Source organism: Neorhizobium sp. PAMB6716 (assembly GCF_058242805.1).
In genome coordinates this window covers 3,533,709-3,556,757 of the sequence record NZ_CM177835.1, presented here as the reverse complement: position 1 = coordinate 3,556,757, position 23,049 = coordinate 3,533,709, and the positions used below count along the sequence as shown (strand labels likewise).

The 23,049-nt window shown below is 63.8% G+C and carries 21 protein-coding genes and 1 riboswitch; of the genes, 12 read left to right on the top strand and 9 right to left on the bottom strand.

The window, feature by feature from the left end; translation table 11 throughout:
- Positions 1-239: 239 nt before the first annotated feature.
- A complete protein-coding gene (locus tag AC4CWH_RS17210) occupies positions 240-404 on the bottom strand; it encodes a hypothetical protein (protein ID WP_491283281.1) in 165 nt (54 codons plus the stop codon).
- Positions 405-597: 193 nt separating this feature from the next.
- On the opposite strand from AC4CWH_RS17210, the gene AC4CWH_RS17205 reads away from it, so the two are divergent.
- A complete protein-coding gene (locus AC4CWH_RS17205; protein WP_491319673.1) occupies positions 598-1,719 on the top strand; it encodes an NAD(P)/FAD-dependent oxidoreductase in 1,122 nt (373 codons plus the stop codon).
- A gap of 9 nt (positions 1,720-1,728) precedes the next feature.
- Here the strand turns inward: AC4CWH_RS17205 and AC4CWH_RS17200 are convergent, their stop codons facing one another.
- From AC4CWH_RS17200 to cobD, 4 genes are all read right to left on the bottom strand, one after another.
- Complete coding sequence (locus AC4CWH_RS17200; protein WP_491319672.1) at positions 1,729-2,547, bottom strand: endonuclease/exonuclease/phosphatase family protein; 819 nt, start codon at positions 2,545-2,547, stop codon at positions 1,729-1,731.
- 75 nt (positions 2,548-2,622) lie between these two features.
- Positions 2,623-4,083 (bottom strand): cardiolipin synthase, encoded by a 1,461-nt coding sequence (cls, locus tag AC4CWH_RS17195; RefSeq protein WP_491321457.1) that lies wholly within the window; start codon positions 4,081-4,083, stop codon positions 2,623-2,625.
- Positions 4,084-4,363: 280 nt separating this feature from the next.
- Complete coding sequence (locus AC4CWH_RS17190; RefSeq protein WP_491319671.1) at positions 4,364-5,791, bottom strand: M20 family metallopeptidase; 1,428 nt, start codon at positions 5,789-5,791, stop codon at positions 4,364-4,366.
- 83 nt (positions 5,792-5,874) lie between these two features.
- On the bottom strand, positions 5,875-6,936 hold the full coding sequence (gene cobD, locus AC4CWH_RS17185; protein ID WP_491319670.1) for a threonine-phosphate decarboxylase CobD: 1,062 nt from the start codon (positions 6,934-6,936) through the stop codon (positions 5,875-5,877).
- Here cobD and cbiB point away from each other — a divergent pair.
- The gene (cbiB, locus tag AC4CWH_RS17180) at positions 6,935-7,906 is read left to right on the top strand and encodes an adenosylcobinamide-phosphate synthase CbiB (protein WP_491319669.1); all 972 of its coding nucleotides are present in this window, start codon (positions 6,935-6,937) and stop codon (positions 7,904-7,906) included. The two genes, cobD and cbiB, sit on opposite strands and share 2 nt — an antisense overlap.
- Here the strand turns inward: cbiB and AC4CWH_RS17175 are convergent.
- Both AC4CWH_RS17175 and cobO read right to left on the bottom strand, forming a co-directional pair.
- The gene (locus AC4CWH_RS17175; RefSeq protein ID WP_491319668.1) at positions 7,890-9,362 is read right to left on the bottom strand and encodes a cobyric acid synthase; all 1,473 of its coding nucleotides are present in this window, start codon (positions 9,360-9,362) and stop codon (positions 7,890-7,892) included. The genes cbiB and AC4CWH_RS17175 overlap by 17 nt on opposite strands.
- Positions 9,362-9,976 (bottom strand): cob(I)yrinic acid a,c-diamide adenosyltransferase, encoded by a 615-nt coding sequence (cobO, locus tag AC4CWH_RS17170; RefSeq protein ID WP_491319667.1) that lies wholly within the window; start codon positions 9,974-9,976, stop codon positions 9,362-9,364. The genes AC4CWH_RS17175 and cobO overlap by 1 nt, the downstream gene beginning before the upstream one ends.
- 99 nt (positions 9,977-10,075) lie before the next feature.
- A riboswitch (cobalamin riboswitch) is annotated at positions 10,076-10,282 on the top strand.
- A 129-nt stretch (positions 10,283-10,411) separates the two neighbouring features.
- Between cobO and AC4CWH_RS17165 the strand changes: the two genes are divergently transcribed.
- The 7 genes from AC4CWH_RS17165 to AC4CWH_RS17135 are packed head-to-tail and all read left to right on the top strand — an operon-like array spanning position 10,412 to position 18,766.
- Entirely contained in the window at positions 10,412-10,837 is a 426-nt protein-coding gene (locus AC4CWH_RS17165) for a DUF1636 family protein (protein ID WP_491319666.1), read from the top strand.
- 11 nt (positions 10,838-10,848) lie between these two features.
- A complete protein-coding gene (gene cobW / locus AC4CWH_RS17160; protein WP_491319665.1) occupies positions 10,849-11,886 on the top strand; it encodes a cobalamin biosynthesis protein CobW in 1,038 nt (345 codons plus the stop codon).
- On the top strand, positions 11,886-15,245 hold the full coding sequence (gene cobN / locus AC4CWH_RS17155) for a cobaltochelatase subunit CobN (protein ID WP_491319664.1): 3,360 nt from the start codon (positions 11,886-11,888) through the stop codon (positions 15,243-15,245). Before cobW ends, cobN begins: the two co-directional genes overlap by 1 nt.
- Positions 15,242-16,618 (top strand): precorrin-3B synthase, encoded by a 1,377-nt coding sequence (cobG, locus tag AC4CWH_RS17150; protein WP_491319663.1) that lies wholly within the window; start codon positions 15,242-15,244, stop codon positions 16,616-16,618. Before cobN ends, cobG begins: the two co-directional genes overlap by 4 nt.
- The gene (locus AC4CWH_RS17145) at positions 16,618-17,250 is read left to right on the top strand and encodes a precorrin-8X methylmutase (protein WP_491319662.1); all 633 of its coding nucleotides are present in this window, start codon (positions 16,618-16,620) and stop codon (positions 17,248-17,250) included. The genes cobG and AC4CWH_RS17145 overlap by 1 nt, the downstream gene beginning before the upstream one ends.
- The gene (locus AC4CWH_RS17140) at positions 17,247-17,987 is read left to right on the top strand and encodes a precorrin-2 C(20)-methyltransferase (RefSeq protein ID WP_491319661.1); all 741 of its coding nucleotides are present in this window, start codon (positions 17,247-17,249) and stop codon (positions 17,985-17,987) included. The genes AC4CWH_RS17145 and AC4CWH_RS17140 overlap by 4 nt, the downstream gene beginning before the upstream one ends.
- Positions 17,984-18,766, top strand: a complete 783-nt coding sequence (locus AC4CWH_RS17135) for a precorrin-3B C(17)-methyltransferase (RefSeq protein ID WP_491319660.1) — start codon at positions 17,984-17,986, stop codon at positions 18,764-18,766. Before AC4CWH_RS17140 ends, AC4CWH_RS17135 begins: the two co-directional genes overlap by 4 nt.
- Here AC4CWH_RS17135 and AC4CWH_RS17130 read toward each other — a convergent pair.
- Entirely contained in the window at positions 18,730-19,500 is a 771-nt protein-coding gene (locus tag AC4CWH_RS17130; protein ID WP_491319659.1) for a cobalt-precorrin-6A reductase, read from the bottom strand. The two genes, AC4CWH_RS17135 and AC4CWH_RS17130, sit on opposite strands and share 37 nt — an antisense overlap.
- Between AC4CWH_RS17130 and cbiE the strand changes: the two genes are divergently transcribed.
- From cbiE to cobM, 3 genes are read left to right on the top strand one after another with little or no spacing between them, the layout of a single operon-like run.
- Complete coding sequence (gene cbiE, locus AC4CWH_RS17125; protein ID WP_491319658.1) at positions 19,499-20,752, top strand: precorrin-6y C5,15-methyltransferase (decarboxylating) subunit CbiE; 1,254 nt, start codon at positions 19,499-19,501, stop codon at positions 20,750-20,752. The two genes, AC4CWH_RS17130 and cbiE, sit on opposite strands and share 2 nt — an antisense overlap.
- Positions 20,749-21,135 carry a cobalamin biosynthesis protein gene (locus AC4CWH_RS17120; RefSeq protein WP_491319657.1) on the top strand — a complete coding sequence of 129 codons (387 nt, stop codon included), beginning with the start codon at positions 20,749-20,751 and terminating at the stop codon, positions 21,133-21,135. Before cbiE ends, AC4CWH_RS17120 begins: the two co-directional genes overlap by 4 nt.
- The gene (cobM, locus tag AC4CWH_RS17115) at positions 21,132-21,917 is read left to right on the top strand and encodes a precorrin-4 C(11)-methyltransferase (RefSeq protein WP_491319656.1); all 786 of its coding nucleotides are present in this window, start codon (positions 21,132-21,134) and stop codon (positions 21,915-21,917) included. The genes AC4CWH_RS17120 and cobM overlap by 4 nt, the downstream gene beginning before the upstream one ends.
- On the opposite strand, the gene AC4CWH_RS17110 is transcribed toward cobM, so the two are convergent.
- Entirely contained in the window at positions 21,860-23,002 is a 1,143-nt protein-coding gene (locus AC4CWH_RS17110; RefSeq protein ID WP_491321456.1) for a cobalt-precorrin-5B (C(1))-methyltransferase, read from the bottom strand. The genes cobM and AC4CWH_RS17110 overlap by 58 nt on opposite strands.
- Positions 23,003-23,049 lie beyond the last annotated feature (47 nt).

The following is a 23,049-nucleotide window of genomic DNA, read 5'->3' as shown; positions in this document are numbered from 1 at the left end:
AGCGCTGCATTTGGTTCCATGACATCAAGCTTTGATGCTTTCAAGGGCGATTCCACGGGCAAGGGCCCGCGCGGCCAAAAACCCTGCGCGGCCGGCCTTTGCGGCGACACAGCGCCGAGGCCGCAGCCGCTGCAGTCGCCGGCAGCAGGCGCCGAATGCCCAAACGAAAACGGCCCCTTGCGGCCCGTGAAACGTCACGGATGCGCGCAAGGGGCCGTAGAGGAGATAAGAGAATTGACCTAGCTGAACAGGCCAAGGATGCCGGCGGCAACGAAAATGAAGGCGGCAGCAACGAGTGCCGCATGCAGATGCCGCATCAGGTACTTTCGGCTGGCAGATAGTGCGGACGTGGCGGAAGGTTCGATGCGGGGACGGAAAGGCACCGGATGATCGACATGGCTCATGCGCGTCTCTCCCTTGAACATCGTTGTTCACATTCCGTTAATGTAGCTTAACTCTACGCGATTGGTAGAGATAATCTTGCGCCAGAGCGCGCTGGTGTGAAAAATCTTTCCCGCCAGCCGCACCGGGTAACGGTTGGAGCACGCGAACTCCTGGGATATGCCGAACGAGGACAGGAAGCGGAGGAGATGTTTCGTGGCGGATGTGGATGCGATTATCGTCGGAGCCGGCGTCATCGGGCTTGCAGCGGCACGCGCACTTTCGCAGGCTGGCCGTTCCGTTCTGCTGCTGGAGGCCGAAGGCGCCATCGGCACCGGCACCTCGTCGCGCAACAGCGAGGTGATCCATGCGGGCCTCTATTACCCGAAAGACAGCCTCAAGGCGCGGCTCTGCGTCGAGGGCCGGCACAAGCTTTATGCATTCTGCCAGTCGCACGGCGTGGCGCACCGCCGATGCGGCAAGCTGATCGTCGCGACCGAAGAGGCGGAAATTCCGCTGCTTCAGACGCTCGCGGAAAAGGGCGCCGCAAACGGCTGCGACGACCTGCAGATGCTGACAGCCGATGCGGCGCAAAACCTTGAGCCCGCGCTTTCCTGCCTTGCCGCCCTCCATTCGCCCTCGACCGGCATCATCGATAGCCACGGCTACATGCTGGCGCTGGAGGGCGACGCACGGGATGCCGGCGTCCTCATCGCCTTCCACGCGCCGATCAGGTCAGCCCGCGTCACGCCGGATGGCTTTATCGTCAGCGTTGGCGGCATGGACCCGATGGAGGTGTCTGCCACGCTGCTGGTCAATGCCGCAGGGCTGCATGCCTCTGAGGTTGCAAGGATGATCGAAGGGCTCTCCCCGGATGCTGTGCCGGAGACGCGTTATGCCAAGGGCAATTATTTCATGCTGCCAACACGCGCACCCTTCAGCCACCTGATCTACCCCGCTCCGCACGCCCATGGACTTGGCGTTCACCTGACGCTGGATCTGGGTGGACAAGCGCGCTTCGGCCCTGACGTCGAATGGGTCGAGACCATCGATTACGCGGTCGATCCGGCGCGGGGGGCAAGTTTTGATTCAGCCGTACGCCGTTACTGGCCGGACATGCCAGCGGGGGAACTGGTGCCCGGTTATGCCGGCATCCGCCCGAAGATCAGCGGGCCGGCGGATCCGGCCGCCGATTTCCGCATCGATGGGCCGGAGGCGCATGGGGTCGCGGGCCTCGTTAATCTTTTCGGTATCGAAAGCCCGGGGCTGACCGCCTCGCTGGCCATTGCACGCGAAATCGCCGACCGGCTGCTTGCCGAACGCGGTTCTGCCGAATGATCGCTGCCGTCAGGCCGGCACGTGATGGCGGATCCGCGCCTTGATCGGCAGGTGATCGGAAGCGATGCGGGCAAGTGCCGTATCATGCACGCGCACCCGCTCGATAAGACCGGGACGGTTGCTCATGATGCGGTCGAGCGCCAGAACCGGCAGGCGCGAAGGAAAGCTCGGCACCGCCGCCGGCATGCCGCGAAAGATGTCCGACAGCGAATTTAGCGAAGAACGATCCCCCAGACGCCATTCGTTGAGATCGCCCATCAGGATGGTCGGTTGTTCATCCCGGGCGCCAATCACGTCAAGGATCATACGCGCCTGCTGCTGGCGCGAGCGGTTGAGCAGGCCAAGATGCGCGGCAATAACCCGAAGCACGTTGCCGTCCTTCATCTCCAGCTCGGTGATCAGCGCGCCGCGTGGCTCGAGCCCCGGAAGTTTCACCTGATGCACATCGCGAACCACACCTTCGCGGAAAAAGAGCACATTGCCGTGCCAGCCATGCGCCTTGGAAACGCCAGAGAGCGGCACCGGCGTCAGCCCCGTCTCGCGCTCCATCCAGTTGAGATCGAGAAGCCCGCGCCGCTCGCCGAACCGCGTATCGGCCTCCTGCAGGGCCAGCACGTCGGCACCGATTTCGCGAATGACATGGGCGATGCGGCCGGGATCGAACTTGCCATCGACGCCGACGCATTTGTGGACATTGTAGGAGGCAACCAGCAGGCTTTCGCCATTGCCCGCCTCGGCCTCTTCCTCAAGCATCTGGTCACGCTGCTTGCGGTTGCGAAGCGAGGCAAGAATATTGGCCCGCAGATTGGGATTGCCGGGATTTTTCATGCGCGGGCGGACGATTTCATCAAGGGGACCATGAGGCGAGTATAGCGCCCGGACGGGGAGCTTCCAGAGGCGGTATCAAAGATAGGGAGAGCCGAGCCAGAGAATACGGTCGAACAGACGTGCCAGAAAAGGCCGCGCCCGCCAGTCTTCCATCGTCACCGGTGCAGCTTTCGTCAGCATCCGTTCGATCCGTTCTTCCAGTCGGGCTGCCAGCTCGATATCGAAAATTTCCATATCGACCTCGAAATTGAGGCGCAGCGAGCGTGGATCCATGTTGGACGAGCCAACATAAGCCCAGCGGCCATCCACGACCATCAGCTTGGAATGGTTGAACGGGCCGCTGGCGCGCCAGAGCCGGCAATTTCCTTTCAGGATCTGGTCGAACTGCGCGGTCATCGCCCGGTCGACCAACGTCAGGTTGTTGGAAGCGGGCACGACGATATCGACCGCCACGCCGCGCCGGGCAGCCGTGGCAAGCGAGGCAATCAGCTCGCGGTCGGGCAGGAAATAGGGCGAGACGATGCGGATCGACGAGCGAGCGACGGAAAAGGCCCCCATCAGCATCTTGTGGTTCGTCTCAAGGCTGCGGTCCGGGCCGGAGGCGACGGCGCGCACATAAACGGCGCTTCCCGGCTCGCTCACGGGCGGCTCGATCTGCCATGCGGGGCCAGACAGCGTTTCACCATTGGAAAAACGCCAGTCTTCCGCTGCAACCGACAGGAGATCGGCAACGATCGGGCCGGTCATGCGGAAATGCGTATCCATGGCATGATCGTCTCCGGCGATTTCCTGCGAGAAGGCCTCGCGAATATTGATGCCGCCGGTAAAGGCGATAGCACCATCGACCACCATGATCTTACGGTGGGTGCGCAGGTTCGCATAGGGCAGCCGCAGGCCGACAATCACATTGCCGTTGAACACATCGACCGTCACGCCGCCATCGCGCAGCAGGCCAAGCACGCTCGGCACCGAATAACGGGCGCCGACGGCATCCACCAGAACCCGCACGCTGACGCCGCGTTTTGCGGCATCGGTGAGCGCTTGCGCAAAACGGCGGCCGATGCGGTCGCGATCAAAGATATAGGTTTCCAGAATGACGCTGCGGCGGGCGCTTTCGATGGCTTCCAGCATGGCGCCATAAGCTGCGTCGCCGCCCTCCAGCACCTCGACGCTGTTGCCGGTGGTGAGAAAATAACGCGTCACCCGGTCGCCCAGCGTCTTCATCGCCAGAAACCGCCGGCCGAACTGCGAGGCCACCATGGTATCCGTCGCGTCATAGGATTCGAGGTGATCGAGAAAGGCGTCTCCCAGCTTGGAGCGCTGGTTGCCGATGGCGCTGCGGCGAATGCGGTTAATGCCGGCAATGAGATACAGCAGCGCACCAATGATCGGCGACAGGAGGATGACGCCGACCCATCCGATGGCCGAGCGCACCTCTTCCTTGGTCATGGCCGCATGGATGGCAGCCGTCGCCCCCATCACGACCGACAGGGTAAAAACGATGTGCGGCCAGTAGGGCGATAGAAGATCAAGCATGCGCCCAGATATAGGCGTCTCCATCGCGGGTGCAATCCACCCGCGATGGCTGTTCTTCATGAAGGGTCGTTGGGTCGTGAACGCCGCCCTGTCTGATCAAACAACTTTCGCCGATAACGCGCCTATCCGCCAAACGGGCCGGCGAAAAATCTTGGGCGTCGCAAGCGCCGGTGCCATCGACACCGTCTTCCAGGCGATAGCGGCAGCCCACACGACAGAACCAAAATCCCCTGTGTCATGCCTTCGTTAAAAGCTACGGCGCTCGAATGCCGGAAATGGTTTAGCGGCGGCCGCCCATGGCAGCGACCGGCGGTTCGGCTTCCGGCGGAATGGGACTGCGATAGGCCTGGCCCTTCAGCCGGCGCTTGAGATCGGCTTTCGCCGCATCGCGCAACTGCTCGGACTGGAGCGCGGCAAGGCCCGTTGCGGCCATCACCTTGGCTGTGGTCACCATGGCCTTGTGGGCGAGCGGGCTCTTTCCCTGCGCCACCACCTGCCAGGTGTGAAGCTGCGTGCCAATGGCGAGCGACGGACCATAGGCCTGCACGGTCGGCACCACCCAGCTGACATCGGCGACATCCGTGGACCCACCCATCTGGCGAACCTCGTTGTGGCGGGGCAGGATGAAATCGGCGAGCGGCACGTCACGCTCGTCCAGCCGCTCCTGCGCCCAGCTTGAGGAAATATCCTCCGGCGTCAGCGTCGCGCGGATCTTTTCGGCAAAGGCCTGGTCCTCGTCATCGAAGTCAGGCGCGCCAACACTGTCCCAGACATCCTGCATGGCATCCATCAGTGGCGTGTTGACGATGAGGTTCGAGACGCCCGACAGAATGGCGCTTTCCACCTTCGTCTCGGTCATGAGGGCTGCACCCTCAGCCACTTTCTTCACCCGCTCGATCAACGAGAACAGGCCGGCCAGTTCCGGCGCGCGTACCACGTAACGCACCTTGGCATGGGCCTGCACGACGTTTGGCGAAATGCCGCCGGCATCCAGCAGGGCGTAGTGGATACGGCAATCCTGTTGCATGTGTTCACGCAGGTAATTGACGCCGACGCTCATCAGTTCGACAGCATCGAGCGCACTGCGGCCAAGCTCCGGGCTTGCCGCGGCATGCGAAGCGCGACCGGTGAAGGTGAAATCGATGCGGCAATTGGCAAGCGAGGTTTCCCGCTGCACGCCGGCAAAATTGCTAGGGTGCCAGCAAATGGCGATATCGACATCCGAAAACGCCCCGGCGCGCACCATGAAAGCCTTGGCAGCACCACCTTCTTCGGCCGGGCAACCGTAATAACGCACGCGGCCGGGCGTGCCTGTGGCTTCCAGCCAGTCCTTGAGCGCCGTTGCTGCCAGAAGCGAGGCGGAGCCTAAAAGATTATGGCCGCAGCCATGGCCGTTGGCGCCGGCGGTCAGCGGATCGTGATGGGTGACGCCCGCCTTCTGGCTGAGGCCCGCCAGCGCATCAAACTCGCCGAGAAAGGCAATCACCGGACCACCCTCGCCTGCTTCGCCAATCAACGCCGTTGGAATATCGGCGACGTTTTCGGTGATCGCAAAACCCTGCGCCTCCAGCATTTCCCGGTGGGCGGCGGCCGACTGCACTTCCATGTAGCAGGTTTCCGGCGTTGCCCAGACCCGGTCGCTCAGCTCCGTGAACACCTCCCTCTTCCTGTCGATGGCCTCGAAGATCTGGGGGAGATTGCTGTTCATGGACATAAGATTACCTGCCTGCGACGATCATGATGTGAAAACCTAACCCAGTACCGACAGAATGCAAACCTTTCCGACAGGCTTCAACCGCGCCAGATTTGCGCGTCAAGGGCCGATTCCAGTCGTTTCCACTCGCCGACCTGTGGCAGGCCGATCCGCAGGCAATCCGGCCGTTCGGCAAACCTGCGAACGAGGATGCCGCACCGACCGAGATGCGCAAAGATGGCCGATGCTTCGGCATGCCTCAAATAGCGAAACAGCTTCGTGCCACCGCAAACGGGAAGGCCAGCCGCCGCCAGAAGCGCATCGAGACGCGCTGCATCCTCGCGTAACCGTTGCCGCATGGCCTGTTGCCAGTCTTTGTCGGCGAGCGCCTGAAGCCCGATGCACAAGGTTGGCCCCGGAATGGCCCAGGGACCGAGACGGGCCGACAGTTTTTGCGCGATATCCACCGGGGCGACGGCAAAGCCCAGCCGCACACCGGCCAGACCATAAAATTTGCCGAAGGAGCGCAGAACGACCAGCCCCTCATGCACGGCACCGGCCACGCTTTCATCCGGTTCGACGACTTCCATAAAGGCCTCGTCCACCACCAGAAGCCCGCCCTTTGCCTTCATATGGCGGGCGAGGGCCAGAAGATCGTCCGCGCCAAAAAGCCGCCCGTCCGGATTGTTCGGATTGACCACGACGGCCAGATCCGCGTCGAAAAGATCATCGAACGCCGGCACATCGGCGGTGTCAAAACCGGAAAGCTTCGCCATCCGCGCATGTTCGCCATAGGTCGGCGACAGGATCGCGGCCCGTCGTCCAGCAACGGACAGGGCGCCGAATACGGCCTCCACGATCAACGGCAGCAGGATATGCGTGCCGGGTGCGGCGGCCAGATGATCCGGCGAGGGCGCACCATAGGTTTCCGAGGCAAGCTGCTTCAACCGCGCCAGATCATCAGGCTCCGGCAGGCGGGAGAAAGCGGTGGCGGGGATGGGCGAATAGGCATAAGGGTGCGGGTTGATGCCGGTGGAGAGATCGATCCACGGTTTTGGCGCCTGCGGAAACATGAGAGCCGCGCGCGCCAGATTGCCGCCGTGATCGATTGCCTGCCGCGCCTCGTCGCGCCCCTGTTGTCGATCCTGTCTGTCATTCATGGCTTTTTCTCTCGCCTTCCTCGCTTTGCTTATTGAACGGCTTGTCGGTTATCCGCAATGGCTGGTGGATCGCATCGGCCATCCCGTCATCTGGATTGGCGCGCTGATCAGCCGGCTGGAAAAGCGGTTCAACGATCTCGACCTGCCGTTCGGGCAGCGCAAGCGCAACGGCTTTTTTGCTTTTTTCATCCTGCTTTTCGCCGCTGTTTTGCCAGCGCTTCTCCTCGAAAGCGCACTGGCGTGGCTGCCGCTCGGCCTCATCGTCACGGCCCTCCTCTCCTCCAGCCTGCTGGCCCAGAAAAGCCTGGAAGAGCATGTGCGGGCCGTGGCCGATGCGCTGGAAACCGGCGGACTCGAAAAGGGCCGCAAGGCCGTGTCGATGATTGTCGGGCGCGATCCCGACCAGCTGGACGAGGCCGCCGTCTGCCGCGCGGCAATAGAAAGCCTTGCCGAAAACTTTTCCGATGGCGTCACCGCACCCGCGTTCTGGCTTGGCGTCGGCGGGCTTCCTGGGGCATGCGCCTACAAGGCAACCAACACCGCCGACAGCATGATCGGCCATCTGAATGCCCGCTACAGCGCCTATGGCTGGGCGGCGGCCCGGTTCGATGACCTCATCAACCTGCCGGCCTCGCGCCTGACAGCGGTGCTGTTCATTGCAGCCGCCGCCCTTCTGCCGGGCGCGTCGGCGAAAGCGGCCTGGGCTGCGGTGCGGCGTGATGCGCGCCACCACAAATCGCCCAATGCCGGCTGGCCGGAGGCGGCGATGGCCGGTGCGCTGGGCCTCGGTCTTGCAGGCCCCCGCGTTTATGGCGGGGTTCTGGTCGAGGATCACGTGATGGGAGACGGCGGACGGCGCGAGGCAACCAGCGCGGACATTCGCCGCGCCCTTGCTCTTTCGCGTATCGCAGACCTGTTGCTGATCATCCTCTTCGGGCTCCTCGCCCTCCTCTTTACCGTGCGAGGCTGAGCAAGAGATCCAGATCGAGATGCCGTTCGAGATGGGCGGCGAGCCGGTCGAGCACGTCCTCCACGCCCTGTTCGTAATCAAGCCGCGTTTCATCGCCGCCAAGCCGCGTCAGCCAGGACGAGCGCTGGCGATCATCGGCAAACAGGCCGTGGATATAGGTGCCGCTGACCAGCCCGTCGGCTGAGCGCGCCCCCTCCGGTTCGCCGCCGATATGGGCAAAGGATCGCGTCCGGTCTGGCCCGGTCGTTTCACCGACATGCATTTCATAGCCGGCAAAGGAGTTTCCATCGGCCGTTTCGCCGGAGACTGCGACGAGATGTTTTTGCCCGGTCAACCGGGTTTGCACGTCGAGAAGCCCAAGCCCCTGTTCCACGGCACCGGCAGGACCTTCGATGCCATCGGGATCGGCCACCGTTTTGCCGAGCATCTGATACCCGCCGCAAAGGCCGAGCACCGGCTTGCCACGGCGGCGATGCGCGGCGATATCGATATCGAAGCCCGCCTGCTTCAGCACCTGCAGGTCGGCAATCGTGGCTTTCGAGCCGAGAAGCAACACGAGATCGGCATCGGCCGGAAGGACCTCGCCGGGCTTTACCCGCAAAAGCTCCACCTGCGGTTCGGCATCCAACGGATCGAGATCATCGAAATTGGAGACATGCGGCAGGATCGGCACGGCGATGCGGATTTTTGCGCCGGCCTTTGCTTGCGGCTTGGATTGAAGCGCCAGCGCATCCTCGGCCGGAAGTCTGATGGCTTCGGCAAAATGCGGCAGGAGGCCGATGGGGGCCCAGCCGGTAAAACCTTCGATCATCGTCATGCCCTCGGCAAACAGCGTCGGGTCACCGCGAAAGCGGTTGACGATAAAGGCGCGGATCATCGCGGCATCTTGCGGCTCCAGCACCAGTTTCGTGCCGGCAAGGCTTGCGATCACGCCGCCGCGGTCGATATCACCGATCAGCACCACCGGCACGTCGGCGGCCCGCGCAAAACCCATATTGGCAATGTCATTGCGCCGCAGGTTCACCTCCGATGCGCTGCCCGCCCCCTCCACCAGCACCAGATCGGCCTGCCCCTTCAAGCGGGAAAAACTGTCGAGCACGCGCGGCATCAGGCCGGCCTTGATCTCCTGGTATTCGGCAGCCTTGGCATTGCCTTCCACGCGGCCCTGCACCACCAGCTGTGCGCCAACCTCGCTCTGGGGTTTCAGAAGCACCGGGTTCATGTGGACTGAAAGCGCCGCGCGCGCCGCGCGCGCCTGCAGCGCCTGCGCCCGGCCGATCTCGCCGCCATCGGCCGTCACCGCCGCATTGTTGGACATGTTCTGCGGCTTGAACGGCAGAACGCAAAGCCCGCGCAGCGTAAAGGCGCGCGCAAGGCCCGCCACGATGAGCGATTTGCCGACATCCGAACCGGTGCCCTGGAACATCAATGCCTTGGCGGGCCTTTGCTGCGTCATCAGAACTCGATCCCGGCTTGCGCCTTCACGCCGGCCTTGAAGTGATGTTTTACGAGCGTCATCTCGGTCACCATGTCGGCGGCTTCGATCAGCGCCGGCTTGGCATTGCGTCCGGTGACGATCACATGCAGGTCGGGGCGGCGAGCTGAGAGATCAGCAATCACCCGCTCGAGATCGAGGTAATCGTAACGCAGTGCGATGTTCAACTCGTCGAGGATCAGGAGGCCGACGTCAGGCTCGGCCATCATTTCCAGCGCCTTCTCCCAGGCCCGTTCGGCAGCCGCCACGTCGCGTTTCAGGTCCTGCGTGTCCCAGGTAAAACCCTCACCCATCGTGTGCCAGATCATCCGGTCGCCAAACGCCTGCAGCGCCACGCGCTCGCCCGTATCCCAGGCGCCCTTGATGAACTGGACAACCGCCACCTTGCGACCATGGCCGAGCATGCGCAACGCAAGTCCGAAGGCAGCCGTCGATTTGCCCTTGCCGGGGCCGGTATTGACGATCAGCAGACCCTTTTCGAGGGTCTTTTCCGCCACTTCCGCATCCTGCACCGCCTTGCGGTTTTCCATCTTGCGGCGGTGGCGCTCGGCCTCGCGTTCGTCGATTTCCTTCATCGGGCTCTCCTGGCGCATCGTCGGGAGGCGGGACTATAGTCGAACCTTTTCCCGCGGCAATGCCTTGTGTCCCGCCATTGACACGCAAGCGGCTAAGCGCATAGTGACAGGGACAACGGTCTTTTCCCGGCAACGGGGAAAGCTAAGAGGGAACGTGGTGCGGTTTTTCAAAAACCTAAACCACGGCTGCCCCCGCAACTGTAAGCGGGTAGTCCGGCGCATCAGGCCACTGAAGGCAACTTCGGGAAGGCGGCGCACGGGCGACGATCCGCGAGCCAGGAGACCTGCCGTTGACGACAGATGATCCAGCCGGGCGGGGTGCTCCGGAACGGATAGTTTTCGAAAGACATGGGGCGCCGATAGCGGCCTTCCGTGTCTGCACCCCGCTATCGTTTGGCAGGCCGTTCAGGCACATCGGTAAAAGGTGGGGTGACAGTGGATTTATCAGCACGAAACGAGCGTCCCGAGACGGCGGATATCCCCGTCCATGCGGTTATCGTGCATGTCTGCGAAACCTGCCGCAGCGCCACGCAAGACCCGGCTGCCCCCCGCGAGGGCGCCGTGCTTGCACAAAACCTTGCTCACCATAACGAACCCGGCATCGAGGTGAAGAGCGTCGCCTGCCTTGCCAATTGCAAGCGTGGTCTCAGCGCCAGCATCCAGAGCAGCACCGGCTGGAGCTATATTTTCGGTGATCTCACCACCGAGAGCGGCGAGGATCTTCTCATTGGCGCGCGCCTGCTTGCCGGCTCGGCCGATGGGCTGATGCCCTGGAAGGGCCGCCCGGACAGCCTGAAACGCGGCATGATTGCCCGCATTCCGCCGTTTCCCTCCGTTGAATCCCAGAACCAGAAGCCTTGAAGGACGATCCCATGACCTCTTCCCTCGCCCGCATTCCCTGCACGGTTGTCACCGGTTTTCTCGGCGCCGGCAAAACCACGTTGCTTTCCCAAGCGCTGCAGAACATCAAGGGCAAGCGGCTTGCCATCATCGTCAACGAGTTCGGTGATGTCGGCATCGATGGCGAGATCCTGAAAAGCTGCGGCATCGAAAACTGCCCCGAAGACAACATCATCGAACTGGCAAACGGCTGCATCTGCTGCACGGTGGCTGACGATTTCGTGCCGGCGATCGACCGCATTCTGGCGATAGAACCGAAGGTGGATCATATCCTCATCGAAACCTCCGGCCTTGCGCTGCCAAAGCCCCTGATCCAGGCCTTCCAGTGGCCGAGCGTCAAAAGCCGGGTCACAGTGGATGGCGTGATCGCCGTGGTGGACGGGCTGGCGCTGGCCGAAGGCCGCGTGGCCGATGACATGGAGGCGCTGGCCGCCCAGCGGGTGAACGACGACGCGCTCGACCATGACGACCCCGTCGAGGAGGTGTTTGAAGACCAGATCGCCTGCGCCGACCTCGTGATCCTCACCAAGGCCGACCTTCTCTCCCCTGCCGATCTGGAAAAGGCCCGCGCCCATGTGAGCGCCCACCTGCCGCGTGCGGTGCGCATCGTCAATTCGGAAAAGGGCGCGGTCGATCCCGCCGTGTTCATCGGCCTTGGGCTTGCCGTCGAGGACGACATCGAGAACCGCAAGACGCATCACGACGATGAACTGGACCACGAGCACGACGATTTCGACAGCTTTGTCCTCGATATCTCCGCAATCTCCGATCCCGAAAGCCTCAGCCGGCGCATTGCCGATGTGACGGCGGCCGAAAAGGTGCTGCGCATCAAGGGGTATGTGGAAGTAAAGGGCAAACCGATGCGGCTTCTGGTGCAGGCTGTCGGCCCGCGCGTGAACCATTATTTCGACCGCGCCTGGGGTGACGGCGAGGATCGTCGTTCGCGTCTCGTCGTCATCGGCGAAAAGGGCATCGATGCCGCCCGCATCGGACAAATATTGGCGGCCTGATGCACATCCTTGCCACCACATCCTCGTCGCTCGACGATCTGATCGAACCGGTCGATCTCAACCAGACGCCGGGCGATGTGGTGGTGCTGTCCTTTACCGACAGCGACCTGAACGGCATGGCTTCGGCCTGGGACAGGCTTTCGCGCGCCGACCTTTCGCTGCGCCTTGCCCAGCTTTCGGACCTGCGCCACCCGATGTCCGTCGATCTCTGGATCGACAAGGTCGCCCGCCATGCACGGGTGCTGATGGTGCGCGTGCTCGGCGGTTATGATCGCTGGCGTTACGGGGTCGAAGAGCTGTCGCATCTGGCGCGCGCAAAGGGGCTTCCGCTCATTCTTCTGCCCGGCGAATGCAGCGAAACCGACGACCGCCTGACGGCTGCCTCCACCGTATCCACCGACGAGATCACCCGCCTCCTCGCCTTTTTCCGCGAGGGCGGGCCTGACAATCTCGACCGGTTGGCGTTGAGCCTTCAGGCCATGGCGGATGGTCAAGAAGATGTACGGCCGGTGGCTGAGGCTGTGCCAAAACTCGGCTTTTACCGGCCCGGCCACGGCGTGGTCTCCTTTGCAGACGCGCTGGAGGGGTTGGCGGGCAAAAAAATCCTGCCGCTCCTGTTTTACCGTTCCATGCTGCTTGCCGGCGACGTCGCGCCCATCGACGCGCTGTCGCAAGCGCTTGTCGACCGCGGCTTTGCGCCGCTTCCCGTCTTCGTGCCGGGGCTGAAGGATGCGGGCACGCTGACTTTCCTCCAAGAGACGCTGTCGCGCCTTGAGCCTGCCGCGATCATCACCGCGACGGCTTTTGCCAGCCACGCGGAGCCGGACGGAAAAACCCTGTTCGACCGGCTTGGCGTTCCGGTTTTCCAAGCGGTGATTGCCACCACAAAACGCGAGGCCTGGATCGAGGGCCAGCGCGGGCTCGGACCCTCGGATCTTGCCATGCATGTGGTGCTGCCGGAACTCGATGGCCGCATTCTCGCCGGCGTGCTCTCCTTCAAGGCTGAGCGCGAAGGCGATACGGCCTATGGTTTTTCGGGCTTTGCCAATCGCCCGGAGCCGGACCGCGTGGAGGCCGTGGCAGACCGCATCACCCGGCATCTGGCGCTTCAGCAGACGCCACGGTCTGAGCGCCGCATCGTTATCCTGATGCCGGATTATCCCGGGGCTGCCGGCCGTACCGGTTATGCCGTTGGCCTTGATGTGCCGGAAAGCGTGCGGCAAATTCTCATTCAGTTAGCCGGGCAAGGATATGGCGTTTCGGATATTCCCGACACGGCAAAAGCGCTGATGGACCGGATCCTGACCGGATCGCAGCACCTCGCCCGCGACGATTATGCGCGCTATTTCGCCACCCTGCCGGACGACGCCAAAAATGCCGTTACCGCCACCTGGGGCGAACCGCAGGGGGACGAAGCATTTGCCCCGGATGGATTTTCCTTCCGCGCTGCCCGTTTCGGCAATATCACGGTCGCCCTTGCGCCGGATCGTGGCCGGGAAGCCGACAGGCGCACCGATTATCACGATCCGGCCCGCCCGCCGCGCCATGCGCTGATCGCCTTCGGAGCCTGGACGCAGCGCGATCTGAAGGCCCATGCCATCGTGCATGTCGGCGCGCATGGCACGCTGGAATGGCTGCCGGGCAAAACGGTGGCGCTGACGAAAAGCTGCTTTCCCGAACTCGTCACCGGGCATCTGCCGGTGATCTATCCGTTCATCGTGTCCAATCCCGGCGAGGCGGCGGTTGCCAAAAGACGGATCGCAGCGCTAACCCTTGGCCATCTGCCGCCGATCCTGACGACGGCCGGGCTATCGGAAGCGCAGCAGAAGCTGGAACTGCTGGTCGATGAATATGCGCAGGCCGACGGGCTGGATCGCCGCCGCCGCGACCGTCTGGCAAAACTGATCATCGAGGCGGCAGAGGAAACCGGGCTTGCCGGCGAGGCCGGCGTTTCACACACCGACGATCCGGATACGGCGCTCTCGCGCATCGATGCGTTTCTCTGCGACCTGAAAGATTTTGCCATCAAGGATGGCCAGCATGTCTTTGGCCAGGAAGACGCGCGCGAGACAGATCCGGCGCGCACCGCCAGTGTCTTGCGCGAGCGCCAGAGCCTGATGGATGCGCTGGATGGCCGCCATATCGGCCCCGGCCCTTCCGGTGCACCGGCGCGGGGCCGGCGTGACGTGCTGCCGACGGGACGCAATCTCTACGCCTCCGATCCGCGCACCATGCCGACGCCGACGGCCTTCGAACTTGGAAAACTTGCCGCCGACGAGGTGATCCGCCGCTACATGCAGGACCACGGTGACTGGCCAAAAAGCCTTGTCATCGATCTCTGGGGCAGTGCCACGCTTCGAAGCGGCGGCGAAGAGGTGGCGCAGGGGCTGGCGCTGATGGGCGCGCGCCCGGTGCAGGACCCGGCAACGGGGCGTGTGACCGCCATCGAGGTTCTGCCGCCGGCGCATCTCGGGCGGCCGCGCGTTGACGTGACCTATCGCATTTCCGGCCTGTTTCGCGATATGTTTCCAGCCCTCATCGCGCTTCTCGATGCTGCAGTGCGCGCGATTGCTGCCCGCACTGAAGAGGCAGGCGGCGACAACCCGCTCGCAGAAACAGCGTCTTCCGAAGGGACAGCGCCCGCCCGCATCTTCGGCTCTGCACCCGGCACCTATGGGTCCGGCATCGAGGAACAGCTCTCCGCAGGCAACTGGGGCGGCCGCGAGGATCTCGGCCGCGCCTATCTTTCCATGACCAGTCATGCCTTTGGCGGACCTGATGGTGAGGAACGGCCGGCCGGCGCGCTGTTTGAAGAGCGCGTGCGGAGCGCAGACCTTCTCGTCCACACCGGTGACGACCCCGGCCGAGACCTGCTCGATGGCTCCGGTGATGTCGCCTTCATCGGCGGTTTTGCGGCGGCCGTTGCAGCACTCGGCGGCAAGGCCGATGTGATCGCGCTCGACACCACCGACCCCCAGCGTCCGCGCGCCCGTTCGATCACGGAAGCGATCACCCATGTAGTTCGCGCCCGCGCCGTTAACCCACGCTTCATCGCCGGCCAGATGCGCCATGGCCCGCGCGGGGCCGCCGAATTTGCCGAGACCGTGGACCGGCTCGTCGGTTTTGCCGAAACCACGCAAGCGGTTCCGCAAGGGCTGATCGAGGCCGTCTATGAGGCTTATGTGGCCGACGAGACGGTGCGCGATTTCGTGCTCGACCAGAACCCGGAAGCTGCAGGTGCGATTGCGGACCGACTGATCTCGGCGCGCCGCCGCGGCCTCTGGCAGCCGCGCCGCAATTCGGTGGACCGCGAGCTGGATGTTCTCCGCAACTTTGCACGGGAAAGGCAGCGCCGATGACGACGGCACCGGCCAGTTCCCTTACACTTCCTTCCTCCCTCGCGCCCCTCTCTCCCCTGGCCCGTGGCGCCTGCCCGGCGCTTTCCGCCCCGATGCAGACCGGTGACGGGCTGTTGACGAGGGTGGCGCTGGCAGCGCCCATCCGGCCCGACCAGTTGTCCCGCCTCTGCGATCTCTCGCGCCGCCACGGCAACGGCATTCTCGATATTACCGCGCGCGGAAACCTGCAGATTCGCGGGCTCGATGACCGCTCGGCCATCGCGCTGGAAGAGGCGGTGCGAGATCTTTCGCTGCCGCTGCGCGAAGGGCTTGCCGTGGAATGGTCGCCGCTTGCCGGTGAAGATGTTTTCGAAGTTGCCGATCCGCGCCCGCTCGGACAGGCGATCATCGCACGCGGCCTGCCTCTGGCGGAGCGCCTTGCGCCAAAACTTTCCGTGGTGGTGGAGGGCGGTGGCACGATCCGGCTCGACCATCTGCTCGCCGATATCAGGCTGACGGCCATGCGCCAAAACGGCGCGCTCCACTGGTTGCTGACGCTTGGCGGAACCGCCGAGATAGGCCGCAAGCTGGGGCTGATCGCGGATGAAGACGCAGCCGACGTAACGCAAGCCATTCTCCGGCATCTGGCGCGGCTTGGCCCAAAAGCCCGAGGGCGCGACATCGATCCTACGCATCCGGACATTAAGGGGCTGGAGATTTCGGGGCTTACCCCGGAAACCGCATCTGCCGACCCTGCGCATGCCTCACCCTTCGGCCATTTTCCGCTTTCGCCCCCCCTCTCAGCGCTGCGCATCGCGCTGCCGTTCGGGCAGATGGATGCCACGCGGCTGGCGGCTTTGGCAGAGGTTTCCGCGCACGCCGGCATCCTCTGGCTGAAACCTGCGCCTGATCATGCGCTGGTGCTTACCGGGCCGCAACAGGCCTGCATCAAGGTGCTCGATCACGCGGAAAAATCAGGCTTCATCACCGGCTCCGGTGATCCGCTCGCCGAGATTTCCACCTGCCCCGGCGCACCGTCCTGCAACTCCGGCCGCTACGCCACGCATGAGACGGGACGCTTTGCCGCGCGGGAGGCTTCAACACTGTTTGATGGCTCCGTGCGCCTGCATCTTTCCGGCTGCGCCAAGGGTTGTGCGCATCCGGGCCCTGCCACGCTGACATTCGTCGGCGCTGAGGCCGGCACACATCTTGTCTTTGAGGGCAAAACCGCCGATACCCCGCTCAAAACCCTTGTCCCGCACACGGAAACCGCAGCCCTTGCCGCACTTGACCGGCTGGTGTGCCTTCAGCGCCAGCCCACCGAGACGAGCCGCGACTGTCTGGCCCGCCTTGGTCCGCAGGTGATTGCGGCGGCGCTTTCTGAAAGTAGATGATGACCGACTACGACTATATTCGCGATGGCGATGCGATCTATGCCAAATCCTTCGCCATCATCCGCGAGGAAGCCGATCTTTCGGCCTTTTCACCCGATGAGGCTGAGGTGGCGATCCGCATGATCCATGCCTGTGGCCTGGTGGAGGCTGCCGCGCATTTCCGCTTTTCGCCGACCTTCGTCGAGGCCGCACGGGGTGCGCTTTCTGCCGGGCGCCCGATCTTCTGCGATGCGCAGATGGTGGCCCACGGCGTGACACGCGCGCGACTTGCCAACAAGAACGAGGTGATCTGCACGCTCCGTGACCCGCAGACGCCTGATATTGCCAAACGCATCGGCAACACCCGTTCGGCCGCAGCGCTTGAGCTTTGGGCAGACCAGCTGGAGGGCGCGATCGTTGCGATCGGCAATGCCCCGACGGCGCTGTTTTACCTCTTGGAAATGCTGGATCGCGGCTGCCCGCGTCCTGCCGCCATCATCGGCATGCCCGTCGGCTTCGTCGGCGCCGCCGAAAGCAAGGACGCGCTTGCCGAACATAAGCTCGGCATCCCCTATGCCATCGTGAAGGGCCGCATGGGTGGCTCGGCCATGACGGCGGCCGCCGTCAATGCGCTGGCGAGGGCCGGGCTTTGAGCGAGATTACAAGCGGAAAACTGATCGGCGTCGGCACCGGTCCCGGTGACCCGGACCTGTTGACGCTGAAGGCGGTCAAGGCGCTCAACGCGGCGGATGTGGTTGCCTTCTTTGCCAAGCGCGGTGCGCGCGGCAACGGACGCACCATCGTTGATGGCCATATGCGCGCCGATGTGATCGAACTGCCGCTTATCTATCCGGTGACGGTGGAAGAGCATAAGGACAGCGAAAGCTACAAGAACGCCATCGACGGATTTTTCGACGAATCCGCCGCCCAGATCGCCCTCCATTTGCAGGCCGGGCGCACCGTTGCGGTGCTGAGCGAAGGCGATCCGCTGTTTTACGGCTCCTATATGCATCTGCACCTGCGGCTTGCACCGCATTTTCCGGCCGAAGTCATTCCCGGCGTCACCGCCATGTCCGGCTGCTGGTCGATGGCCAACCTGCCGCTGGTGCAGGGCGACGACATCTTGAGCGTGCTGCCCGGCACGCTTTCCGAAGAGGTGCTGGCAGCGCGGCTGGCCGGCACCGATGGCGCAGTGATCATGAAGGTTGGCCGCAACCTGCCAAAAATCCGCCGCGCGCTGTCTTGCGTCGGCAAGCTGGAAGGCGCCGTTTATGTGGAGCGCGGCACGATGGCTAATGGTGCCGCGATGCCGCTTGTTGAGCGCGACGAACTGCTGCCGGCCCCCTATTTTTCGCTGGTGCTGGTGCCCGGCTGGAAGGGCAGGCCATGAGCGAACCTCTTAGCCCCACCGGCCGGCTGACCGTCGTTGGCCTTGGGCCGGGAAGCCCGCTTCAAGTCACCCCGGAAGCGCTTGCTGCCTGCGAAGAAGCCACCGATTTCTTCGGTTATGGCCCCTATGTCGAGCGTCTCACGCTTCTCCCCCACCAGCGCCGGCACGCCTCCGACAATCGCGAGGAAATTTCGCGCGCGGCAGCAGCGCTTGAACTTGCCGCCAGCGGCGGAAAAGTCTGCGTCGTCTCGGGCGGCGATCCCGGTGTTTTTGCCATGGCGGCGGCCGTCTGCGAGGCCATCGAAGCCGGACCGCCCGCCTTTCGGCAGGTGGAGTTTTCCGTGGTGCCCGGCGTCACAGCGATGCTGGCGGTTGCGGCCAAGGCCGGCGCGCCGCTCGGCCACGATTTCTGCGCCATCTCGCTCTCCGACAACCTGAAACCGTGGAGCGTTATCGAAAAGCGGCTGATCGCTGCCGCAGAAGCCGGCTTCGTCATGGCCTTCTACAATCCCGTCAGCAAGGCGCGGCCGCACCAGCTGGGCGAGGCGTTTGACATTTTGCGCGCGCACCTGCCCGGCAGCGTACCGGTAATCTTTGGCCGCGCGGCCGGCAGACCAGACGAAAAGATACGCATCGAACTTTTGGCCGATGCCCGCGCCGACATGGCCGACATGGCGACCTGCATCATTGTCGGCTCCGTGGAAACCCGCGTTATTGCCCGCGGCGAGCAGGCACCGCTGGTTTATTCGCCCCGCAGCTGGTCTGTAGGAAAGGCCTGAGCGACATGGTCGGCAAGTGCCTCCACGGTCTGGAAAGAAAAGACATCCGGCAGAACCGGGCGTCGGATCATGATGACGTCGAGGCCAAGCTTTCGTGCTGCAACGATCTTGCCATAACTTGCCGCGCCACCGGAATTCTTCGAGACGACCACCTCGATACCGTTGTCGCGCAGCAGCGCCATTTCATCCTCCTCGGCAAACGGACCACGCGCGGTGATGTAGCGCACATGGGGAAGGTCCAGCGGCGGCTCGACCGCATCGACGCTGCGCACGAGATAGTGATGCTGGGGGGCGGCCTCGAAAGGCAGCAGTTCCTGCCGGCCGAGCGCCAGAAATGCAGAACGCGGCGCATTCCCAAGGCTTGCCACCGCCTGTTCAACGCTCTCCACCTCCTGCCAACGATCACCGGGCTCACGGTTCCAGCCGAGCCGACGCAGCGCCAACAGGGGAATTTTCGCCATGCGGGAAGCAATATCGGCATTGGCGGAGATGCGCGCGGCATACGGATGGGTGGCGTCGATCATCAGGTCGAACCGGTGTTCAACGAGATAGTGCGCCAACCCTTCCGCTCCGCCAAAACCGCCGGTGCGTACCGGAACCGGCTGCTCGACTGGCGTTTTCGTGCGCCCGGCCAGCGACAGTTCCAGCCGGAAACGGTTGAGCGCCGCCAATCTTCCAGCAAGCTGGCGCGCCTCCGTGGTGCCGCCAAGAATGAGAATGGAGTGCAAGGCCATGGCTCCTGAACAGGAAAAAACCCTTTTAGCGCAAGCACCCTGGTTGTCCATCGTCGGAATCGGCGAAGACGGCCTTGTGGGACTTGGCGAAGAGGCCTGCAAGGCTATTGCAGTGGCCGAAACCGTATTCGGCGGGCGGCGGCATCTGGAACTGGCGCGCGATGCCATCACCGGCAAGGCCTGCCCCTGGCCGCAGCCTTTCGATGCGCAGATGGTGGATGTGCTGGCCCTTCGTGGCGTCAAAACCTGTGTGCTGGCCTCTGGCGATCCGTTCTTCTTCGGCGTCGGCGTCACGCTTGCGCGGCATCTCACGCCGGAGGAATTCCGCGTCTATCCTGCCCCATCGGCCTTTTCTCTGGCGGCAGCCCGGTTGGGTTGGGCGCTTCAGGATGTGGATACGGTTTCGCTGCACGGCCGCCCGCTTGATCTGATACGCCCGCTTCTGCATCCGGGGCGGAAGCTCCTTGCCCTCACCTCCGATGCCGCCGGGCCGGAAGCGCTTGCCCACCTGCTATGTAACAATGGTTTTGGCCATAGCCGGCTAACCATACTGGAAGCACTGGGCGGCCCGCAGGAAAAAATCCGCTCGGTTGACGCCAATGCCTTTACCCTCACCGATATCGATCCGCTCAATCTTGTCGCCATCGAGGTGAGGGCGGATGCTGCGGCGAGAATTCTGCCGCTCGGCTTCGGGCTTTCCGACGATCTGTTCGAGCATGACGGCCAGATCACCAAGCGGGACATCCGCGCCATGACGCTCTCGGCGCTGTCTCCCCGGCGCGGCGAATTGTTGTGGGATATCGGTGCGGGATCCGGCTCCATCGGCATCGAGTGGATGCTGGCGCACCCTTCCCTTTTTGCCATTGCCATCGAGCAGCACGGGGAACGGGCAGCGCGCGTTCGGCGCAATGCCCAAAATTTCGGCGTGCCGGGACTTCAGCTGGTGGAAGGCAAGGCACCCGATGCGCTGGCCGGCCTGCCGCAGCCGGATGCCATTTTCATCGGCGGCGGCGGCAGCGGCGATGGCGTTCTGGAAGCCGCCCTTTGCGCCCTGAAGATCGGTGGGCGGCTGGTGGCCAACGCCGTGACACTGGAAATGGAGCAGGTTCTGCTTTCCGCCCATGCCAGACTTGGCGGCACGTTGACGCGCATATCCGTCGACCGGGCCGAACCTGTCGGGCGCATGACGGGTTGGCGCGCGGCCATGCCCGTAACCCAATGGATTTTCATCAAGAAGGAGTTGACCACATGATCGCAGCCGGGATCGGATGCCGCAAGGGAACCACCGCAGAAACGGTTCTCGCCGTTCTGAATGAAGCGCTTGCCGCCTGCGGCCGGGCCGGCGAACGCCCGCAGAGGCTTGCCACAGGCGCGCTGAAGGCTGACGAAGCCGGGCTTCTGGAAGCCGCCGAACAGCTTGGCATTGCGCTGACCATCGTCTCAGATCCGGAAATGGAAGACGTGTCGCCGCGCACGCTGACGCTCTCCACCCACAGCATGGCGCATGTCGGCATTCCAAGCTTCTGCGAGGCGGCAGCCCTTGCTGCTGCCGGAAAAAGCGGGCGCCTCGTCGGGCCGCGCCATGTGGCACAGGGCGTCACCTGCGCAATCGCCATTGTCGAGGAAGCCGCATGACGGTTCACTTCATCGGCGCCGGCCCCGGTGCTGCAGACCTGATCACGGTGCGCGGGCGCGATATCATCGCCCGCTCTCCCGTCTGCCTTTATGCCGGCTCCATCGTGCCGCGTGAGCTTCTGGCCTATTGCCCGCCGGAGGCCCGCACCGTCGATACGGCCTCGCTATCCCTCGAAGACATCGAGGCCGAATATCTGCGCGCGCATCAGGCGGGCGAGGACGTGGCGCGGCTGCATTCGGGCGATCTCTCCGTCTGGAGTGCGGTGGCTGAGCAGATGCGCAGGCTCGACCGGCTCGGCATCAATTATACGCTGACCCCCGGCGTTCCCTCCTTTGCCGCTGCTGCTGCTGCATTGAAGCGCGAACTCACCATTCCCGAAGTCGCCCAGAGCCTGATCCTCACCCGCATTTCCGGTCGTGCATCAAAAATGCCGGAGGGGGAAACGCTGAAGAATTTTGCTGCGACCGGTGCAACGCTTGCCATTCATCTGGCGATCCATGCGCTGGAGCGGGTGGTGACGGAACTGACGCCCTTCTACGGGGCAGATTGCCCGGTCGCCATCGTCGTCAAGGCAAGCTGGCCAGACGAAAAGATCCTGCGCGGCACGCTATCGGATATTGCCGCACAGGTGGCCGCAGACCCGATCGAGCGCACGGCGCTGATCCTTGTCGGTCCGGGTCTGCGGGCGGAAGATTTTCGCGAGAGCGCGCTTTACAGCACCGATTACGTGCGCCGGTTCCGCTCGCCCGAGATCATTGCCAGCGGCAAGGACGAGGCATGATCGGACGGCGTGAACGGCGCTTGCCCCTTCAGCCTGCCATCCCGGTCGAACACCAGGATTTCGAGAGCGATGGCCGGGTTGACGAGAGCAGATGCCGCCGTTTTCCAGGCAAGGGCGGCAATGCGGTCGCCGAGCGGCAGGGTTTCGGCTTCCGCCAGCTGAAAAGCTTCGGCCACGGTATTGGCCGCGCGGATCTTGTCCGAAAGCGTATCGGTGCCGCCGGCCTCGCGGGCAAGGCTCGCCAGCGCTTCGAGATCGGCAAGACCGCGCTTGGAATGCACGTCGAGCATGCCCTGCGCGAGCTTCGTCATCTTGGCAACGCCACCGGCCACCGTGACCCGTTCGACCGGATGTTTCTTCAGGTATTTGAGCATGCCGCCAACGAAATCGCCCATGTCGAGAAGCGCCGTTTCCGGCAAGCCGTGATGCGCCTGCACGGCCTTTTCAGACGTCATGCCGGTGGCGCCGGCCACATGGGTCAGCCCCTCGGCGCGCGCCACATCGATGCCACGCCAGATGGAATGGATCCAGGCCGAGCAGGAAAATGGAATGACAATGCCGGTGGTGCCGAGAATGGAGAGCCCGCCGACAATGCCGAGCCGTCCGTTCAGCGTCTTCTCAGCCATAACCGTGCCGCCGGGCACGGAAATCTCCACGTCGAAATCGCACGCTTCGCCGGCCACTTCGGCAAGGGCGGCGGCAATCATCTGGCGCGGCACGGGGTTGATCGCGGGTTCGCCGGGCGGAATGGCAAGACCGGCGCGGGTCACCATGCCAACCCCTTCACCGGCAAGGAACCGCAGGCCAGCCCCTTGCTGCCCGCGCCGCAGCGTGCAGACGATGAGCGCGCCATGGGTGACATCCGGGTCGTCGCCGGCATCCTTGATGATGCCGGCCCGGGCAAAACCGTCGCCTGCCTCTTCGAGCGCCAGCGTAAAACCGGGGCGCTGGCCGCCGGGCAGCGTGATCTCCACCAGATCCGGAAAACCCCCTCCCATCAACGCCAGACAGGCGGCCTTGGCGGCGGCTGCCGCGCAGGTTCCCGTGGTCCAGCCACGGCGCAGGGTTTTGGGATCGATCTCCATCCCTTCGTCTATAGCGGTGACGCCTCGTTCCGTCACCGGCAAAAGGT

What these genes read in the sequence shown, in the direction of transcription:
- cobM (WP_491319656.1), top strand. Translation starts at nt 21,132, where the DNA reads ATGACGGTTCACTTCATCGGCGCCGGCCCCGGTGCTGCAGACCTGATC.
- AC4CWH_RS17130 (WP_491319659.1), bottom strand. Translation starts at nt 19,500, where the DNA reads ATGGCCTTGCACTCCATTCTCATTCTTGGCGGCACCACGGAGGCGCGC.
- AC4CWH_RS17110 (WP_491321456.1), bottom strand. Translation starts at nt 23,002, where the DNA reads ATGGAGATCGATCCCAAAACCCTGCGCCGTGGCTGGACCACGGGAACC.
- cobN (WP_491319664.1), top strand. Translation starts at nt 11,886, where the DNA reads ATGCACATCCTTGCCACCACATCCTCGTCGCTCGACGATCTGATCGAA.
- AC4CWH_RS17135 (WP_491319660.1), top strand. Translation starts at nt 17,984, where the DNA reads ATGAGCGAACCTCTTAGCCCCACCGGCCGGCTGACCGTCGTTGGCCTT.
- cobD (WP_491319670.1), bottom strand. Translation starts at nt 6,936, where the DNA reads ATGAATGACAGACAGGATCGACAACAGGGGCGCGACGAGGCGCGGCAG.
- cobW (WP_491319665.1), top strand. Translation starts at nt 10,849, where the DNA reads ATGACCTCTTCCCTCGCCCGCATTCCCTGCACGGTTGTCACCGGTTTT.
- AC4CWH_RS17120 (WP_491319657.1), top strand. Translation starts at nt 20,749, where the DNA reads ATGATCGCAGCCGGGATCGGATGCCGCAAGGGAACCACCGCAGAAACG.
- cls (WP_491321457.1), bottom strand. Translation starts at nt 4,083, where the DNA reads ATGCTTGATCTTCTATCGCCCTACTGGCCGCACATCGTTTTTACCCTG.
- cobO (WP_491319667.1), bottom strand. Translation starts at nt 9,976, where the DNA reads ATGAAGGAAATCGACGAACGCGAGGCCGAGCGCCACCGCCGCAAGATG.
- AC4CWH_RS17190 (WP_491319671.1), bottom strand. Translation starts at nt 5,791, where the DNA reads ATGAACAGCAATCTCCCCCAGATCTTCGAGGCCATCGACAGGAAGAGG.
- cbiE (WP_491319658.1), top strand. Translation starts at nt 19,499, where the DNA reads ATGGCTCCTGAACAGGAAAAAACCCTTTTAGCGCAAGCACCCTGGTTG.
- AC4CWH_RS17145 (WP_491319662.1), top strand. Translation starts at nt 16,618, where the DNA reads ATGACCGACTACGACTATATTCGCGATGGCGATGCGATCTATGCCAAA.
- cbiB (WP_491319669.1), top strand. Translation starts at nt 6,935, where the DNA reads ATGGCTTTTTCTCTCGCCTTCCTCGCTTTGCTTATTGAACGGCTTGTC.
- AC4CWH_RS17200 (WP_491319672.1), bottom strand. Translation starts at nt 2,547, where the DNA reads ATGAAAAATCCCGGCAATCCCAATCTGCGGGCCAATATTCTTGCCTCG.
- cobG (WP_491319663.1), top strand. Translation starts at nt 15,242, where the DNA reads ATGACGACGGCACCGGCCAGTTCCCTTACACTTCCTTCCTCCCTCGCG.
- AC4CWH_RS17210 (WP_491283281.1), bottom strand. Translation starts at nt 404, where the DNA reads ATGAGCCATGTCGATCATCCGGTGCCTTTCCGTCCCCGCATCGAACCT.
- AC4CWH_RS17175 (WP_491319668.1), bottom strand. Translation starts at nt 9,362, where the DNA reads ATGACGCAGCAAAGGCCCGCCAAGGCATTGATGTTCCAGGGCACCGGT.